We start from the raw sequence: 16,269 nt of genomic DNA on the forward strand, positions 1-16,269 counted from the left end.
TTATATGGAAACCAAGCAAGGACTAGAGTGGAAAAATTTTGTCTTGATTGCTCTGGGGGCAGCTGTTTATGCCTTTGGATTTGTCTATTTTAATATGCCTAACAAGGTGGCGGCCAATGGACTAGCAGGTTTGACCCTGGTATTTCATGCTCTTTTTGGAATCAACCCAACCTATACGGGTTACCTCATCAATCTGCCCTTGATTTTATTGGGTGCTTATCTGTTTGGGAAGCGAGCCATGGTTTATACGGTACATGGGATTTTTTCCATGTATGCCTTTATTTGGCTTTTTCAACAGCTTCCGTTGACTATTGATTTGCAGCAGGATTACTTGGTTGTTTCCCTTTTTGCAGGGATTATTGCAGGTCTTGGTGGAGGTTTGGTTTTCCGCAGTGGCGGGACCATTGGCGGGTCAGATATTATTGCTCGTGTGATTGAGGACAAGTTTGGTCTTCCCTTGAATCAGGCTCTGTTGGGGATTGATATTATTGTCATGATTTTGTCTCTAACTTATATTAACATGCCCCAGATGATGTATGCCCTTATTGCCAGTTTTATGTATAGTCAAGTGGTTAAGCTGGTCGAAACGGGTGGTTATAGATTACGTGGGATGTTCATTATTAGTGATTGTCATCAAGAAATTGCTCACTTTATCATGGAACAATTAGGACGTGTAGTAACCTATTTTGATGCTCAGGGTGCCTATTCTCAGAAAGAAAAGCAAGTTATTTATGTAACTCTTAGTCCCAATGATGCTCGTGATCTTAAAAAAGTGATTGCTCAACTGGATCCACGTGCTTTTGTAGCGGTATCGGAGGTGGATGAGGTTATGAGCCCAGAATTTATCTCAGGTCGTAGTAAATACCGAAAAGCAAAAAAATGAGAAAGGAGTAGCATGAAAAAGAAGATCTACCTTGTTTATATTAGTCTCAGTGGAAATACGCAGAGCTTCGTCAAGCGACTAACAGGCTTTTTCCAGTTTCAAACAGACTGGGAAATTGAGTCCGTACATGTTAAGGACTTGGTTAAAGAAGAGATTGATTTCTATGAGCTAGATGCGCCATTTGTAGCGTTTTTACCGACTTATCTGGAAGGTGGGAATGGTGTAGACAACGGTGATACAGAAATCCTCACCAATCCGTTAGGAGATTTTATTGCCTATGGAAATAATGTCACATATTGTCTAGGTATCGTCGGTTCTGGCAATCGAAATTTTAACAACCAGTATTGTCTGACAGCCAAGCAATATGCAGAACGCTTTGGTTTTCCTGTTATAGATAATTTTGAGCTCCGCGGTTTGCAAAATGATATTGAGCGGATTGGAAGAAAAATTATAGATTTGGTTGATTAAAGTAAAGACCACTTGCGGTGGTTTCAGAAGGTAGATAAACTCTATTTTTAGAAGGTGTCAATTAAAATGATTGAATGTTCATGATTTCAACTAACTCTTGAAACGCTTGTTTTATCGCGTTTCAGGAGTTTTTCTTTTCTAGAAGAACAAAAAAGATTGAAGAAAACGTGTCCTCAATGGACTTTTCTTCAATCTGAAAATCATCTACGTACGGTGTTTTTTACTTGCTTAAAATACAGATACTTTGTCCTGCAATCGTGAAAGCTTGTTCAGGTTGTTCTTCTAAAGCTGGGTAGTTAAAGAGGACTGTTTGGTCACTTTCTTTTTGGAATTCAAAGTCACTTGTCGCAAAGTTGATGATAAATTGCAATTTTTGCTCACCTTGACGAAGAGTGTAACGAAGGACAAATTCGGTCAACCAGTAGAAATCGCTGACTTGGTGAATAGCCTCATAATCTGCTTGCGTCATCAAAAGATGTTCTTTGCGGAAGTGGATGAGCTGGCTGATAAAATCAACATGTTCCCGATATTTTTCAGCACGCGTCCAATCCAAACGGTTGATACTATCTGGAATATTGTAAGAATTGTCAATTTCATTTTTTGTTCGGAAAAATTCTTGACCACTATGAAGGAAGGCTGTTCCCTGAGCAATCAAGGTTAATTGCAGTCCGAAACTAGCAGCCCGTTTTTGTTGATGAGTTTCCCAGCTAGGATTTTCGATGTGGAAGTAGTCAAAGGCAGTCGCATTGTCATGACACTCGATATAGTTAAGTGATTGCTGCGGACTGATATAATGCCCATTTCGGCTACCAGCCAGTAGATTTTGAATTTTTTCGTGTTCTTGCTTTTCAATTAGACGTTGTGGATTGAGGATGACTTTTTTGAAGCTGTCTCGGTAATCATCGTTGAAAAAGGCGATACCAGGAAGATGGGCAGCGTTGTACTGATGAGCAAGTTGGTCAAAATCAAGGCCAGTTGCCATTTTCCACCCTTCACCATAGAGGTAGAGGTTAGGGTTGATTTGGCGGAGCTCTTGAGCAGCTTGGTTGATAGTATCCATATCAATGATTCCCATGAGATCAAAACGGAAGCCGTCAAATCCATAGAGAGTCACCCATTGTTGGAGAGATTGGCGAATGTAGCGGCTCACCATAGCACGTTCACTGGCCACATCATTTCCGCAGAAGGTCCCTGAAACACGTTGGCGCTTTTCATCAAAGCGGAAGAAATAGCCAGGAACGATACGTTCAAATGCATAGGTGTCAGCATTGTAAACGTGATTGTAAACCACATCCATGGTCACACCAATACCTGCTTGGTGGTAATGCTGGATAGCCGTTTGAAGTTCAAGGATACGGGCGTAAGGATCGTTTGGATTAGTAGAGAAAGAACCTTCAGGGACATTGTATTGAACAGGGTCATAGCCCCAGTTGTAAACAGTTTGCGGCTGTGTCTCGTCCACACTGCCAAAGTCATAGAGAGGCATGAGTTGGATATGGGTGACACCAAGCTGTTGAATATAGTCGAAGCCGAGGGCGTGACCGTTCAAAGTTGGGGACTCTGTCAATCCTAGAAATTGCCCAGCATGCTTAAATCCTGCTTCTGCTTGTTGAGAGAAGTCACGGACGCTCATTTCGTAAATAATGGCTTGAGAGATAGGGAGTTGTTGTGTAAGTGGACTTGGTTTTAGGAATTTCTCTGGGTTGATAATGTAACTGTGCCTAGAATTTGCTTGGGAAGAAAGGGCGTAGGGGTCGTGGACTTCCAGCCATTCTCCATTGACTCGGTGGAGGTAATAGTAGGTCTGACCTTCTAAATCACCTGTCACTTCAGCCATCCAAGTACTCTGATTTACCTTTGTCATCAGATGAGGAGTTCCCTCAATAACGACAAAGGCTTGTTTGGAGATTGGTGCCCAGAAGCGGAAAGTTGTTTGTTGAGAGCTGTAAGTTGCTCCCAAATCTTTTCCATCGTAGGCAAATGTGTCATCAAAAACTTGGCTACGAACAATATCGCCAAAGCTAAGTTCTACACGATTGCGGTCTTGGTCAAAAATAGTATAAAACTGAGTGATATCCAGTTTTTCAGGACTTTCAAGTTGGAAGATGATGGTATCTGCTTCTTCAAGAGTAGCAAGCAAGTCCAGTTGGATATTGCTTGTTTCATTTTCTAAGCAGAAGGTCATATCCTTATGAGGAAGTGTAGCATCCATCTGAAGGCGAATAGTGGTTTCAGTATCTAAAAAAGCAGTGAATTGACGTAGGGCCATGAGCCGAAAGGCTCCTTTCTAAAGTTCAATAATAGTGTGTGGAATCAATTGACGATAGCAGACTTGACGGTTGTCTTTGCTATTGCTAATGATTTGCAGTAGCGTTTTGAGAGCTTCTTGTCCCAAGCGGACAGCATTAATATCAACATAGGCATCTACTTTGATTTTTGGTCGGACTGAATCAAAAGAGATGACAGGCAATTTTAGACCGATTTCATCCAGATAAGCCATAACCCCTTCAGCTACGATCGTATCAGTCGTCACGATAGCATCCAGCGGTTGCTTAACTAATTTTTGGATAATCTTATAGGAATTGTCTTCCAAGAGGAAACCAGCAGAAAACTTAACCTTGGCTTCTTCTAGTGGAATATTGTGGTCTTTGAGAGCTTTTTTGTAGCCTTCATAGCGGTCTTGTGATACAACTAGCTCCTTATTTCCCCCGACAAAGCCGATGTTCTTGAAGCCTTTATTGATAAAGTATTCTGTAGCCTCGTAGCAAGCTTGGATGTTGTCATTATCCACCAATGAAACAAATGGAGAGATAGCTTTACCTAAGATGAGGAAAGGGAAGTTGTGTTGGAGAGCCAATTTGACAAGTGGGTCATCCGGCTGTGAATAAAGGAAAATCAGCCCATCCACTCGACGACCGTAGACCATCTGAGAAACGGCTTCTAGGCGTTGGCTGTCGTCTTTACCTGTGCTGATTTGGATAGCGTAGCCATTATCTGCTGCGACTTGTGAGATACCGCGTAGAGCTTGGGGAAAGAATGGGTTTTGGTAGAAGGAGTCTGATTCGACAGGTAGAATAAGGCCAATGACCTGACTATAGCTGCTGACCAGACTTCTAGCGTTGAGGTTGGGATGATAGTTTAGGTCCTGCATGGCCTTGCGGACGATGTCCTTGGTTTGTTGGCTGATAGATGAACTATTTTGAATAACACGTGTGACAGTAGATGGAGAAACTCCAGCTAATTTCGCCACATCTTTAATAGTAGTACGCATAAATGCCTCCCTAGGCTTGGTCTTTAAATTTTGTTTTGAAAAATACCCAGATTAAGAGTAGCACAAAAAGAACATTTTGTATCGTGATAAGGTTGGCGATTTGCATGCCAAATAGTCCTGTGATACTAGCGATTAGCGTAGGCAGTCCCAAACAATTTAGGGTAAAGGTCAGACATTGACCAAAGCTAGTGAAGTCGAATAAGCGAGAGCGCTTGGTCAAATATAAAATACCGCTAGCCCCAAAGAGGAGGAAGAGGAAATTCATCCCTAAGAGTAAGCTAGATAAGCCGATGAGTAGGAAACTAATACTTGGGCGATTGGCTTTGAACCAGGCTGTTGACAGCGCTTGTGTGAGCTGTTTACGAGACTGAAAATCTTCTGTCTGTAAATCCTTGTAGGAAATTTCAGCTAAAACCTTGTCTTCATTACGAATGGTGAGTCCTGTAGAAGCAAATTGATAAGAAAATCCAGAGTGACGTTGAGCCTCTTCGTTAAAATAAACCTGCTCATGGTCTCCACCAGTATAGCTGAATGTGCCATCAGAAATCGTCACTGTTTTCAAATCTTCCATAACTTCCCTTGTCAAGGGACTGTAAATCCCAGATACCATCGTATCGAGAGGATAAGTCTTTAATTGCGCAATTTGCAAGGTATTTGGAAAGATTAATAGAGCCATCAAAAAGAGACTTGTCAGCAAACCTTGCCAGAAATTCAGTCCTTTTCTCCCAGCAAAAATTCGCTGAGCAGAGACGCTATTGGCAAAGTAAGAAAATGGATAGGGAAGCATGGATATACCTTTCTAATGAAAAAGTAAGAGTGGGACAAGAAGCTCTTGCCACCACTCTTTTTCTTGTGTAATAAGCTTTCTACATTACTATAAAGGTTACTGTAAAGCTTGTCAACTATCCTTTTGTACCACCGTCTGTTAAGCCAGATACGAAGTTCTTTTGTAGGAAGAAGAAGAGGATAGAGATTGGGACTGCGATGAGGATAGCACCTGCCGCAAAGAGGGTTACTTTTTGGTTTTTCACATCAGAGATGAAGGTTTGAAGACCAACTGCAACTGTATAGTATTCTTGTGAACGAAGCAAGAATTTAGATAGCATGTAGTCACCAAATGGTCCCATGAAAGCCCAGAGTGCTTGTACAGCAATCATTGGTTTTACAAGTGGCAAGACGATTTGCCAGAGGATACGCAAGTGACCTGCACCGTCCAATTTAGCAGATTCATCCAAGTCGTAAGGAACCGTATCGAAGTAGCCTTTCATGAGCCAAGCATTCATCGGAATACCACCACCGACATAGATGAGGATGAGGAACCAGTATTGGTTGAGAGCGTTAAAGAGCCAAGCCATAACGAAGTAGGCTGTAAGGGCAGCCATTGTAGGCACCATTTGAATGATGAGGAAGAAGAGCAAGCTCTTTTTCTTTCCGACAAAGTTGTAGCGGCTGTAAGCATAACCAATCATGGTAATAACCGTTACTTGGATCAACATGGTGAAGACGGCAACGATAATGGTATTCCAATACCAGCGACCATAGAGAGTTTCTGTAAAGAGTCGTTGGAAGTTAGCCAGTGTCCATTCACCATCTAACGTGAAGGTAAAGGCAGTTACATTGCCAGGACGGAAGGCAGAACTAATGGTTACCAAAATAGGGAAGAGAATGACTACTGCTAGGATGAGCAGATAGGCATAGGTGAAGAATTGTGCCAAGAAGCGTTTTCTTTTTAGAGAACTATTGATTTTTTTATTTGCCATTTATCTGTCCTCCATGTTGAATGCGTTGAATTTCTTAAAGGTTACCAAGGATACTGAGATAACAATCAAGGAGATAATCAAGGTTACCGCAGAAGCCATTGAGTATTGTGGTGATGTTTGTGTGGTCAATTTATAAATCCAAGAAATCAAGATATCCGTTGAACCAGCACCTCCACCGACACTACCAGGTCCACCGTTATTGAAAAGGTAGATGATAGAGAAGTTGTTAAAGTTGAAAGTATATTGTGAAATAAAGGTTGGCGCAGCCACAGCCAAGATCATTGGCAGAGTGATTTTCCAGAATTTTTGCCAAGCAGTTGCTCCGTCAATAACGGCTGCTTCATAGAGATCAGATGGGATAGATTGGAGGATACTAGACACCAAGATGTAGATGTATGGGAAACCAAGCCAACCTTGGACCATGACAAGAGCGATTTTTGTAAAAGTAGGGTCAGTTTTCCAAGGAACGATACCAAAATCAAGGAATGGCAAGATTTTCTCGATAAACGGAAGAACTTGTACGTTCATAGCACCGATAGAGTCGTTGAAGAAGTTACCGAAGCTCATGATAGAAATAAAGGCAGGTACGGCCCAAGGAAGCAAGAAGATAACACCAAATACACGTTTGAATTTGATAAACGGTTGGTTAGCAATGATTGCTGTTGCCACACCGATAATGATTTGCAATGTTGATGCGCATAGTGTCCAGATGAAGGTCCATGAAAGAACAGAACCAAATGCAGTACGGAAGGTACTCAACTGAACGATATTCAAGAAGTTCTTAAATCCAACCCAGTCCAAGAGTTTTTGTGGTGGCACATGGCGGAAGTCATAGTTTGTAAAGGCAATGAAGAGAGTTACCAATACGGGGAAGACAATCGCAAAAGCCATAGCCAAGTAAGCTGGAATCGTCAAGAGGTAAGGGAATCCATTTTCGTAGATACCTTGGAAGGTTTCTTTAGCAGTCATTGGAACTGGGAAACCTTGGTTAATGAGATTAGCTGTCTCTTTTGCGTCCTTCATGCAGACTGCGTGGATAATAAACATCACAACAAAGATGATTAACTGCATAGAACCTTTAATCAAGAGGAAGAGTGAGTGGTCTACTACAGGTGTATTACCAAGAGAAATCAAGCCAGAAATAGCTGGAATACCGAAGGTTACAATTTCAAGAACCTCCAATAGGAAGACAGCCAAGAGGATGAAACCTTTGGCGCGTTGCTTGTTGTAGAGTTGACCCAGTCCGAGAACTAGTGAGAGCCACATAGCGAGATGTGGATTTTGTTTTTTTGAGTGCTCTTGTGTCATGGGGACATCCTTTCTATAGATTGTTTTTTTGGTGTCAGGTTTTCCTGTTCAATCTTTTACCTCCCTACCAGGCCTGATAAGGAGATAAAAAGCTGAACAGAAATTTTCTGAATCAGCTTTTTGACATTCTATTATTCAGAATATTTTTGTTCAATAGCGTCTTTAATCAATTTGCTTGCTTCTTTGCTTGCTGCGGCAGCTGATTTTTTACCAGATGCTACGTCGAAGAACATAGTTCCAGCAGGTCCCCAAACTTCAGCCATTTCTGGAATGTTTGGCATTGGTTGTGCGTCAGCAAATTGTGAGATAACGGCTGTAGTCAATTCGTTACCTTGTTCTGAAGCGTAAGTACGAGCAGATGTGTTTGCAGGAATTTCTTGAGTTGCGTCGTAGAATGATTTTTGGTTTTCTTCGTTTGTTACGTAGTCAAGGAATTTTTGTGCAACTTCCATGTTTTTGCTGTAGTTAGAAACAACCCAAGCTTTACCACCACCAAAAGCTTCGTATTTACCATTATTTGGAAGTGTTGGAATAGTAGCAACGCCGTAGTTTACACCAGCTTCTTTAAGAGATGCAGCTGACCAAGGACCGTCGATGATAGCAGCAGTTTTACCAGTTGTAAATTGTTCAGTAATGAAGTCACCAGCTTTAGTTGTGTCTTGCATACCTTGTGGCCACATACCGTACCAAGTTTTAGCGTAGTCAAGACCTTTGATAGCACCTTCATTACCAAGACCGAGGTCTTTTGCATCAGTACCGTTTTCACCAAATACATAACCACCGTTACCAGCTAATAAACCGTAAGCAAAGTAGAAGTCAGTCCAGTTTGCAAGGAAGGCAACTGATTTACCTTCTTCACCAGCAAAAGCGTATTTACCGTCTTTTTGAAGAGCTTCCAATTCAGCAAATGTTTTCGGAGCTTCTTTGATCAAGTCTTTGTTATAGTAAAGAACAAGTGTTTCAATTACGGCTGGAGCACCGTAAACTTTACCTTTTAGAGTTACCAAACTTGTAGCTGTATCATCATATTGATCTTTATTGCCAAGTTTTACTTCAGCAATTTGACCTTCTGAACCAAGTCCACCTACACGGTCGTATGGAGCGAGCATGACATCAGCGGCAGCACCTGTTGGGCCATCTGTTGGCAATTTATCCAAAGTATCTGTCATTGCTTCTTCTTTTACTTTGATTTTTACGCCGTTTTCTTTTTCAAATTTTTCTTTGATACTGTCAATGTATTTTGTGTAGCCAGTATCAACAGAGATCGTCAACGTTTTTGAGTCTGAACCACTCTCTTTAGATGATGAAGAAGAGTTACCGCACGCAGCAAGTGTAGCAACAGAAGCAAGGGACAAAGTACCTACAGCTAATTTTTTCCAATTCATGATTGGACCTCCTAAAAATATTGTTGAATAGTTTGCTTTTACGCAAACGTTTTCTTAACTTGGTTTTAGTATATCATATTCAGAAAACGCTTGCAAGTGTTTTTGTCGAAAAAGTTGCAAAAAAATTTTTTTGTTGAGGTGTATTTAGTAGTAGAAAAAGAGTCGTTATAGTCAAAAATTAAGAAAAAAACATTTTTCTCTTGATTTGTTAGCGCTAACACTGTATAATCAAATCAAAGCAAACGTTTGCGCGTTTCAAGAAACATAACTCTTTACGAGGTAATAGAATATGAAAGAACGTCAAAGTGGTGTGCTCATGCACATTTCATCTCTACCAGGTCGGTATGGCATTGGCTCTATGGGGAAAGCTGCCTATGACTTTGTGGATTTCCTAGTCAGAACCAAACAACGTTACTGGCAAATACTGCCACTAGGTCCAACTAGTTATGGAGACTCTCCTTATCAATCATTTTCAGCTTTTGCTGGAAATACCAACTTTATTGATTTAGACTTTTTAGTAGAACAAGGTCTTCTGACAAGAGAAGATTTGGAAGGAAAATTTTGGGGAGATAATCCGACTCAAGTGGATTATGCACAACTTTTCCAAGTTCGTCGCCCAATTTTAGAAGCAGCAGTAGCTCGTTTCAAAGAAAAGGGTGCTTCAGCAGAGTATGTTGCCTTCTTAGAAGAACAAAAAGAATGGTTGGATACATTTGCTGAGTATATGGCGATCAAAGAGTACTTCGACTTGAAAGCCTGGACTGAATGGGAAGATGATACTATTCGCTTGCGTCAGCCAGAAGCTTTGGCAGAGTACCGAGTTCGTTTGGCGGACAAGATTGATTTCCACCGGATTACCCAATACTTCTTCTTCAGCCAATGGCGCGCTCTTAAGACCTATGCAAATGAGCACGGGATTGAGTTTGTTGGAGATATGCCAATCTACATCGCGGCGGATTCATCTGATATGTGGGCAAATCCACAATTCTTCAAGACAGATGAGGAAGGTCGTCCGAGCGTAGTAGCTGGTTGTCCACCAGATGGATTTTCAGCAATTGGTCAGCTTTGGGGCAATCCAATCTATGATTGGGACGCTATGAAAGCAGATGGTTTCACGTGGTGGATTGCTCGCTTGCGTGAAAGCTTCAAGATTTATGATATGGTGCGGATTGACCACTTTATCGGCTTTGCTTCTTTCTGGGAAATTCCTGCTGGAGAAGAAACAGCTGTCAATGGTTACCGTGTAGAAGCACCAGGTTTTGAACTTTTTGAAACCATTAAGGCTGAACTCGGCGATCTCAATATTATCGCAGAAGATTTGGGGTCTGTGACAGATAAGGTCATCGAATTGCGTGAAACAACTGGTTTCCCAGGGATGAAGGTACTTCAATTTGCCTTTGATCCTTACGGTGACAGTATTGAATTGCCGCATAATCACCGCAATAATGTAGTTGCTTATACAGGAACTCATGATAACCATACCTTAAAAGGCTGGTATGAGGCTGAAATGGGGCAAGAAGGACGTGATTTCCTTGACAAATACAGTAATCGTCGTCCAAATGAAACTGTTCGTCAAGCCATGTTCCGCATGCTCTTCTCATCTGTTGCCTTTATGGCAGTAGTGACCATGCAGGACTTGTTGGATTTGGATGCTTCCACTCGTATGAATCTTCCAAATACACTTGGAGGAAACTGGGTATGGCGCATGACTGCTGAACAGTTGACACCAGAAATTGAAGCAGAATTATTAGACTACACGGAAACTTATCGTCGTGTAAACAAAAAGACAGGCTTCCACTAAGGGAAATAAAAAATGGAGAAAACAATGACACTTAATTTACAAGGATTTATTTCGGAAAAATACAACAAAACGATTCAAGAATGTGATAACCAAGAGCTCTATTATGCCCTCTTGGAATTGAGTAAGACTGCTAGTGCAGCAAAACCGACAAATGATGGAAAGAAAAAAGTTTATTACATTTCAGCAGAATTTTTGATTGGTAAACTGTTGTCAAATAACTTGATTAACCTTGGTCTCTACGATGAAATCAAGGCTCAGTTGACAGAAGCTGGTAAGGATTTGATTGAAATCGAAAGCATGGAATTGGAGCCCTCACTTGGTAATGGTGGTTTGGGCCGCTTGGCAGCCTGCTTCCTTGACTCTATTGCAACTCTTGGTTTGAATGGTGATGGCGTTGGTCTCAATTATCACTTCGGCCTCTTCAAGCAAGTTTTCCAAGATAACCAACAGTTTACAGAGCCAAATGAGTGGATTACAGAGCAAAGTTGGTTGACGAAGTCAGCAGTTTCTTACCAAGTGCCATTTGCACACTTTAACTTGACATCAACTCTCTATGATATTGATGTACCAGGTTACAAAACAGCAACAAAAAACCGTCTTCGTCTCTTCGACTTGGATTCAGTAGATAGCAGCATTATTGGTCAAGGAATTGACTTTGATAAGACAGATATCCTTAAAAACTTGACCCTCTTCCTCTATCCAGACGATTCAGATCGTCAAGGGGAATTGCTCCGTATTTTCCAACAATACTTCATGGTATCTAATGCCGCTCAGCTGTTGATTGATGAGGCTATCGAAAAAGGCAGCAACCTTCATGACTTGGCTGACTATGCCGTTGTCCAAATCAACGACACTCACCCATCAATGGTCATTCCAGAACTCATCCGTCTTTTGACAGAACGTGGTATTGAATTTGACGAAGCGGTAAACATTGTGAAATCAATGACGGCTTATACAAACCACACAATCTTGGCAGAAGCTTTGGAAAAATGGCCTTTGGACTTCTTGCAAGAAGTTGTGCCACACTTGGTACCAATCATTGAAGAATTAGACCGTCGTGTGAAAGCTCAAGTATCAGATGCTTCTACTTATATCATCGATGAGTCAGGTCGTGTCCATATGGCGCACATGGATATCCACTATGGCTACTCTGTAAACGGTGTGGCTGCTCTTCACACAGACATCCTCAAGTCTTCAGAATTGAAACCATTCTACGACCTTTACCCAGAAAAATTCAACAACAAAACAAACGGTATCACCTTCCGCCGTTGGCTCATGCACTGTAACCCAAGCTTGTCTCACTACTTGGACAGCTTGCTTGGTACAGGCTATCACCATGACGCAGCAGAATTGGAAAACTTCTTGAACTACAAAGAAGATGAAGCAGTTAAAGAAAAATTAGAATTCATCAAAACCCACAACAAACGTAAATTGCAACGTTTCTTGAAACAACATCAAGGTGTGGACATCAATCCAAATTCAATCTTTGACATCCAAATCAAGCGTCTCCATGAGTACAAACGTCAACAAATGAATGCCCTCTACGTGATTCACAAGTATTTGGATATCAAGGCTGGCAACATCCCTGCTCGTCCATTGACAGTCTTCTTCGGCGGTAAAGCAGCACCTGCCTACACCATTGCACAAGATATCATCCACTTGATTCTTTGCTTGTCAGAATTGATTGCCAACGATCCACAAGTAGCGCCACACTTACAAGTCGTTATGGTTGAAAACTACAACGTTACTGCAGCAAGCTTCTTGATTCCAGCAGCAGATATTTCAGAACAAATTTCTCTTGCTTCAAAAGAAGCTTCAGGTACTGGTAACATGAAATTTATGCTCAACGGTGCTTTGACATTGGGAACTGAGGACGGAGCCAACGTGGAAATCCATGAATTGGTTGGAGATGAAAACATCTACGTCTTCGGCCAAGATAGCCAAACGGTTATCGACTTGTATGACAAGCAAGGCTATGTTTCACGTGACTTCTACGAAAAAGAAGCCATTAAGCCATTAGTAGATTTTATCGTGAGCCAGGAAGTCTTAGCCCTTGGAAATGCAGAGCGTTTGGAACGCCTTCATAATGAGTTGATTGTCAAAGACTGGTTCATGACCTTGCTTGACTTAGAAGATTACATCGCTGTCAAAGAGCAAATGCTTGCAGACTATGAAGACCGCGATAGCTGGATGGAAAAAGTAATCGTCAACATTGCCAAAGCAGGATTCTTCTCATCTGACCGTACAATTGCTCAGTACAACGAAGACATCTGGAAACTTTCATAACAAAATTAAAAAGCTGGGAAACCAGCTTTTTTAGTATTGACAATTTTTAGAGAAATGCTTACAATATTTTGTAAAAAGGAGGTGTCTTTTATGGAAAAGAAATGGACACATTTGATTGTTTTTGCAGTTTTATCAGGGATTTCAAGTGTATATCGACTTTGGTCGACCTTTACGGCACATTTTGATGAAGCAGCCGTTCGCAAGGTGTACGAACAGGCAGGAATTCCCAATGCAGATGATATGATTAACATGGCTCGTTCGTCAGTTGAGCTTCAAACTAGTTTGGTCATGAAGGTATTTGTTGTACTTCTTTTGCTAGCCATGGTAGCAGTTGTCGTATTTTTGGTGCAAAAGAAAGGAGAATTGGCTTCCTATACTTATATTGGTTACCTTTTTGGGACCTTGGTACTAGCGACTTATAGTTTTGTAGCTGGTCGTGGTGTTCTTCAACAAATTTCTGAAGAATCTATCCGTCAAATCAGCCAAGCAACTCTCATGGGGACGTTTGCCGTGCAGGTTGTTCTCTTCGCAGTTTATTTTGGTTTGACGATTTTCTTCCATCTGCGTAAACCAAAAGTGCTTCCTGATATGGGACAAAATGCTACAGATATTTAATACATATTTTTCGCTCTGCCGACAGGCAGTGCTTTTTGTATGAAAAGAGAGTGGGACAAAAATCGTGATTTCGTAGAAATCGATTTTGTCGTCCCACCTCCGCACAGTTGACTAGATTGGTCGAAATTACTTGTGTAGCAAGGGGTGAGAATATTCAGTCAACCACTGCGTCAAACTGTTAAAGCTATAAAAATTAGAGAACCTGAGACTTTTGTCCCAGGCTCATGAATATCCTCTCAAAAATATTACATTTTTTCAGGAGCAGCAACACCGAGGAGGCGAAGTGCTTCTTTGAGGACGATACCAGTTGCGTAAGCAAGTGCTAGACGGCTATCGCGTTCTGGATTTTCGTCCAAGATACGTGTGTGGGCATAGTATTTATTGAAGGCTTGAGCCAAATTGATTGCGAATTTAGCGATGATGGATGGGTCGTACTTGTCAGCAGCACGTTCAATGCTAGCAGAGAAGTTTTGCAAGAGTTTGATGATTTCCCAGCTTTCTGCATCGTTGAGTGAGTAGGTAGCTTTTTCGTCAGCAGAGAAGTTTGCCTTGCGAAGGATAGATTGGATACGTGCATATGCGTATTGGACGTAAGGTCCTGTTTCGCCTTCAAAGGAAACCATTGCTTCAAGGTCAAAGTCATATCCATTGTCGCGGTCAGTCTTCAAGTCGTAGAATTTCACGGCACCAACACCTACTTGGTGAGCTACTTCTGCCTTGTTTTCAAGGTCAGGATTTTTGGCTTCAATTTGAGTCAAAGCACGTGAAACAGCTTCGTCAAGGGTTGGTTCCAAACGAATGATATTGCCTTTACGTGTAGACAATTTTTTCTTGTTCTTAGTAACCAAGCCAAATGAAACGTGAACCATGTCGTCAGACCAGTCAAATCCCATTTCTTTCAAAACAGCTTTCAGTTGTTTGAAGTGGTGAGATTGTTCTTGACCAACCACGTAGATATTTTTCACAAAGTCAAAAGTTTTCTTACGGTACATGGCTGTTGCGATGTCACGTGTGATGTAGAGCGTAGCGCCATCCGATTTTTTGATGAGGGCAGGTGGCAAGTCGTATTTTTCAAGGTCAACGATCATGGCACCTTTAGACTCTTTAAGGAGTCCTTTTTCTTCCATAATCTGGATACCTTCATCCATTTTATCGTTGTAGAAGGCTTCTCCGTGGTAGTGGTCGAAGAATACGCCTAATTTATCATAGATACGGTCGAATTCAACCAAACTTTCATCACGGAACCATTTCCAAAGATCCCAAGCCTCTTGGTCACCATCTTCCAATTTCTTGAACCATTGGCGAGCTTGTTCGTCAAGATCAGGCTTCTCATCCGCTTCTGCATTGATACGAACGTAGAGTTTCAAGAGTTCGTCAATTGGGTTTGCTTCAACGGCAGCCTTGTCTCCCCAAAGTTTGTAGGCAACAATCAACATACCAAACTGTTTACCCCAGTCTCCGAGGTGGTTGATACGGTAGCTGTGGTAGCCAAGTTTTGTATAGAGGTTAGCAAGGGCGTCTGCGATAACGGTTGAACGCAAGTGACCAACTGAAAATGGTTTGGCAATGTTTGGACTAGACATGTCGAAAGTAACATTTTTGCCAGTTCCTACAGTTTGCTGACCATAGTCTGCTTTTTCTGAAATGACAGCCTGCAAGACTTCAGTTGAGATAGCGGCTTTGTCCAAGAAGAAGTTGAGGTATGGGCCCATAGCAAGCACTTTTTCGAAGCCTTCAGTGTCAACTTTTTCAGCAATTTCAGCTGCAATAGCTTGGGGTGCCTTGCGCTCAACTTTGGCAAGAGAAAATGCTGGGAAGGCGATGTCGCCCATGTCAGATGATTTTGGTTTTTCGAGTAAGGCAAAGATTTGTTCAACATCCAAGCTAGGGATGACTGCAGCCAAACGCTCTGCCACTAATTGTTTGTGGTTCATAATGATTCCTCCAATATTCTTGATTCTATTTTAACATAATTTTCAGTTGGTATTAGGTAAAAAACGGTAAATTTGTTATAATATGCATATAATTATACATTTTAGAGGTAAATGATGAATAAATCAGAACGTCATGAGCTCATCAAACAGATGATTCGTGAAGAAAAAATTAGCCGTCAGGTGGATATTCAAGAAAATTTAGAGAAGGCTGGAGTGTCTGTGACGCAGACGACCTTATCCCGCGATTTGCGTGAAATTGGCTTGGTCAAGATTTATGAAAATGGTCGCTCTTACTATTCTCTTGCGGTCAAGGAAGAACAGGAAAAATTCAGTAAGCTCTTGGCCCAATATGCCTATAAGGTAGAGCGTGCCAGCTTTGTTTTGGTGCTTCATTCAGACCTCGGAGAAGCTGCACTCATGGCTAACATTATTGATGCGGAAAAACCGTCAAGTATTTTAGGCACCATTGCAGGTGCGGATACGCTTTTGGTCATCTGTCGTGACGAAGAAGCAGCCAAGCAGGTTGAAGATGAGATTAACCAATTTCTAGCGGAGTAG

The 16,269-nt window shown here is 41.6% G+C and carries 13 protein-coding genes; 6 read left to right on the plus strand and 7 right to left on the minus strand.

What is annotated here, in order from left to right; translation table 11 throughout:
• Positions 1 to 4: 4 nt before the first annotated feature.
• The gene (locus tag ACHUFA_RS07080; RefSeq protein WP_394405291.1) at positions 5 to 883 is read left to right on the plus strand and encodes a YitT family protein; all 879 of its coding nucleotides are present in this window, start codon (positions 5 to 7) and stop codon (positions 881 to 883) included.
• Between the two features lie 12 nt (positions 884 to 895).
• On the plus strand, positions 896 to 1,351 hold the full coding sequence (gene nrdI, locus ACHUFA_RS07085) for a class Ib ribonucleoside-diphosphate reductase assembly flavoprotein NrdI (protein WP_222347551.1): 456 nt from the start codon (positions 896 to 898) through the stop codon (positions 1,349 to 1,351).
• A gap of 220 nt (positions 1,352 to 1,571) precedes the next feature.
• Here the strand turns inward: nrdI and pulA are convergent, their stop codons facing one another.
• The 6 genes from pulA to ACHUFA_RS07115 all read right to left on the minus strand — a co-directional run bounded on the left by pulA (position 1,572) and on the right by ACHUFA_RS07115 (position 9,075).
• Positions 1,572 to 3,620 (minus strand): type I pullulanase, encoded by a 2,049-nt coding sequence (pulA, locus tag ACHUFA_RS07090; RefSeq protein WP_394405292.1) that lies wholly within the window; start codon positions 3,618 to 3,620, stop codon positions 1,572 to 1,574.
• A gap of 18 nt (positions 3,621 to 3,638) precedes the next feature.
• Positions 3,639 to 4,622 (minus strand): LacI family DNA-binding transcriptional regulator, encoded by a 984-nt coding sequence (locus ACHUFA_RS07095; protein ID WP_222347549.1) that lies wholly within the window; start codon positions 4,620 to 4,622, stop codon positions 3,639 to 3,641.
• Positions 4,623 to 4,632: 10 nt separating this feature from the next.
• The gene (locus tag ACHUFA_RS07100; RefSeq protein ID WP_222347548.1) at positions 4,633 to 5,409 is read right to left on the minus strand and encodes a hypothetical protein; all 777 of its coding nucleotides are present in this window, start codon (positions 5,407 to 5,409) and stop codon (positions 4,633 to 4,635) included.
• A 115-nt stretch (positions 5,410 to 5,524) separates the two neighbouring features.
• Positions 5,525 to 6,382 (minus strand): sugar ABC transporter permease, encoded by an 858-nt coding sequence (locus ACHUFA_RS07105; protein WP_222347547.1) that lies wholly within the window; start codon positions 6,380 to 6,382, stop codon positions 5,525 to 5,527.
• On the minus strand, positions 6,383 to 7,690 hold the full coding sequence (locus ACHUFA_RS07110) for a carbohydrate ABC transporter permease (RefSeq protein ID WP_394405293.1): 1,308 nt from the start codon (positions 7,688 to 7,690) through the stop codon (positions 6,383 to 6,385).
• Between the two features lie 131 nt (positions 7,691 to 7,821).
• A complete protein-coding gene (locus ACHUFA_RS07115) occupies positions 7,822 to 9,075 on the minus strand; it encodes an extracellular solute-binding protein (RefSeq protein WP_394405294.1) in 1,254 nt (417 codons plus the stop codon).
• A 289-nt stretch (positions 9,076 to 9,364) separates the two neighbouring features.
• Here ACHUFA_RS07115 and malQ point away from each other — a divergent pair, with 289 nt between their 5' ends.
• The 3 genes from malQ (at position 9,365) to ACHUFA_RS07130 (ending at position 13,777) form a co-directional block, all read left to right on the plus strand.
• Positions 9,365 to 10,876 carry a 4-alpha-glucanotransferase gene (gene malQ / locus ACHUFA_RS07120; RefSeq protein ID WP_394405295.1) on the plus strand — a complete coding sequence of 504 codons (1,512 nt, stop codon included), beginning with the start codon at positions 9,365 to 9,367 and terminating at the stop codon, positions 10,874 to 10,876.
• 24 nt (positions 10,877 to 10,900) lie between these two features.
• A complete protein-coding gene (locus ACHUFA_RS07125) occupies positions 10,901 to 13,162 on the plus strand; it encodes a glycogen/starch/alpha-glucan phosphorylase (RefSeq protein ID WP_222347543.1) in 2,262 nt (753 codons plus the stop codon).
• Between the two features lie 90 nt (positions 13,163 to 13,252).
• Positions 13,253 to 13,777 carry an ABC transporter permease gene (locus tag ACHUFA_RS07130; protein WP_222347542.1) on the plus strand — a complete coding sequence of 175 codons (525 nt, stop codon included), beginning with the start codon at positions 13,253 to 13,255 and terminating at the stop codon, positions 13,775 to 13,777.
• A 245-nt stretch (positions 13,778 to 14,022) separates the two neighbouring features.
• Here ACHUFA_RS07130 and argS read toward each other — a convergent pair whose 3' ends face one another.
• Complete coding sequence (argS, locus tag ACHUFA_RS07135; RefSeq protein ID WP_222347541.1) at positions 14,023 to 15,711, minus strand: arginine--tRNA ligase; 1,689 nt, start codon at positions 15,709 to 15,711, stop codon at positions 14,023 to 14,025.
• 114 nt (positions 15,712 to 15,825) lie between these two features.
• Here argS and argR point away from each other — a divergent pair, with 114 nt between their 5' ends.
• Positions 15,826 to 16,269, plus strand: coding sequence for an arginine repressor (gene argR, locus ACHUFA_RS07140; protein ID WP_222347540.1), 444 nt, complete (start codon positions 15,826 to 15,828; stop codon positions 16,267 to 16,269).

Origin of the sequence: Streptococcus hepaticus (assembly GCF_043656315.1) — a bacterium.
Taxonomy (GTDB): Bacteria; Bacillota; Bacilli; order Lactobacillales; family Streptococcaceae; genus Streptococcus; species Streptococcus hepaticus.

Coding starts and splice junctions, on each gene's coding strand:
- ACHUFA_RS07080 (WP_394405291.1), top strand. CDS start 5: ATGGAAACCAAGCAAGGACTAGAGTGGAAAAATTTTGTCTTGATTGCT.
- nrdI (WP_222347551.1), top strand. CDS start 896: ATGAAAAAGAAGATCTACCTTGTTTATATTAGTCTCAGTGGAAATACG.
- pulA (WP_394405292.1), bottom strand. CDS start 3,620: ATGGCCCTACGTCAATTCACTGCTTTTTTAGATACTGAAACCACTATT.
- ACHUFA_RS07095 (WP_222347549.1), bottom strand. CDS start 4,622: ATGCGTACTACTATTAAAGATGTGGCGAAATTAGCTGGAGTTTCTCCA.
- ACHUFA_RS07100 (WP_222347548.1), bottom strand. CDS start 5,409: ATGCTTCCCTATCCATTTTCTTACTTTGCCAATAGCGTCTCTGCTCAG.
- ACHUFA_RS07105 (WP_222347547.1), bottom strand. CDS start 6,382: ATGGCAAATAAAAAAATCAATAGTTCTCTAAAAAGAAAACGCTTCTTG.
- ACHUFA_RS07110 (WP_394405293.1), bottom strand. CDS start 7,690: ATGACACAAGAGCACTCAAAAAAACAAAATCCACATCTCGCTATGTGG.
- ACHUFA_RS07115 (WP_394405294.1), bottom strand. CDS start 9,075: ATGAATTGGAAAAAATTAGCTGTAGGTACTTTGTCCCTTGCTTCTGTT.
- malQ (WP_394405295.1), top strand. CDS start 9,365: ATGAAAGAACGTCAAAGTGGTGTGCTCATGCACATTTCATCTCTACCA.
- ACHUFA_RS07125 (WP_222347543.1), top strand. CDS start 10,901: ATGACACTTAATTTACAAGGATTTATTTCGGAAAAATACAACAAAACG.
- ACHUFA_RS07130 (WP_222347542.1), top strand. CDS start 13,253: ATGGAAAAGAAATGGACACATTTGATTGTTTTTGCAGTTTTATCAGGG.
- argS (WP_222347541.1), bottom strand. CDS start 15,711: ATGAACCACAAACAATTAGTGGCAGAGCGTTTGGCTGCAGTCATCCCT.
- argR (WP_222347540.1), top strand. CDS start 15,826: ATGAATAAATCAGAACGTCATGAGCTCATCAAACAGATGATTCGTGAA.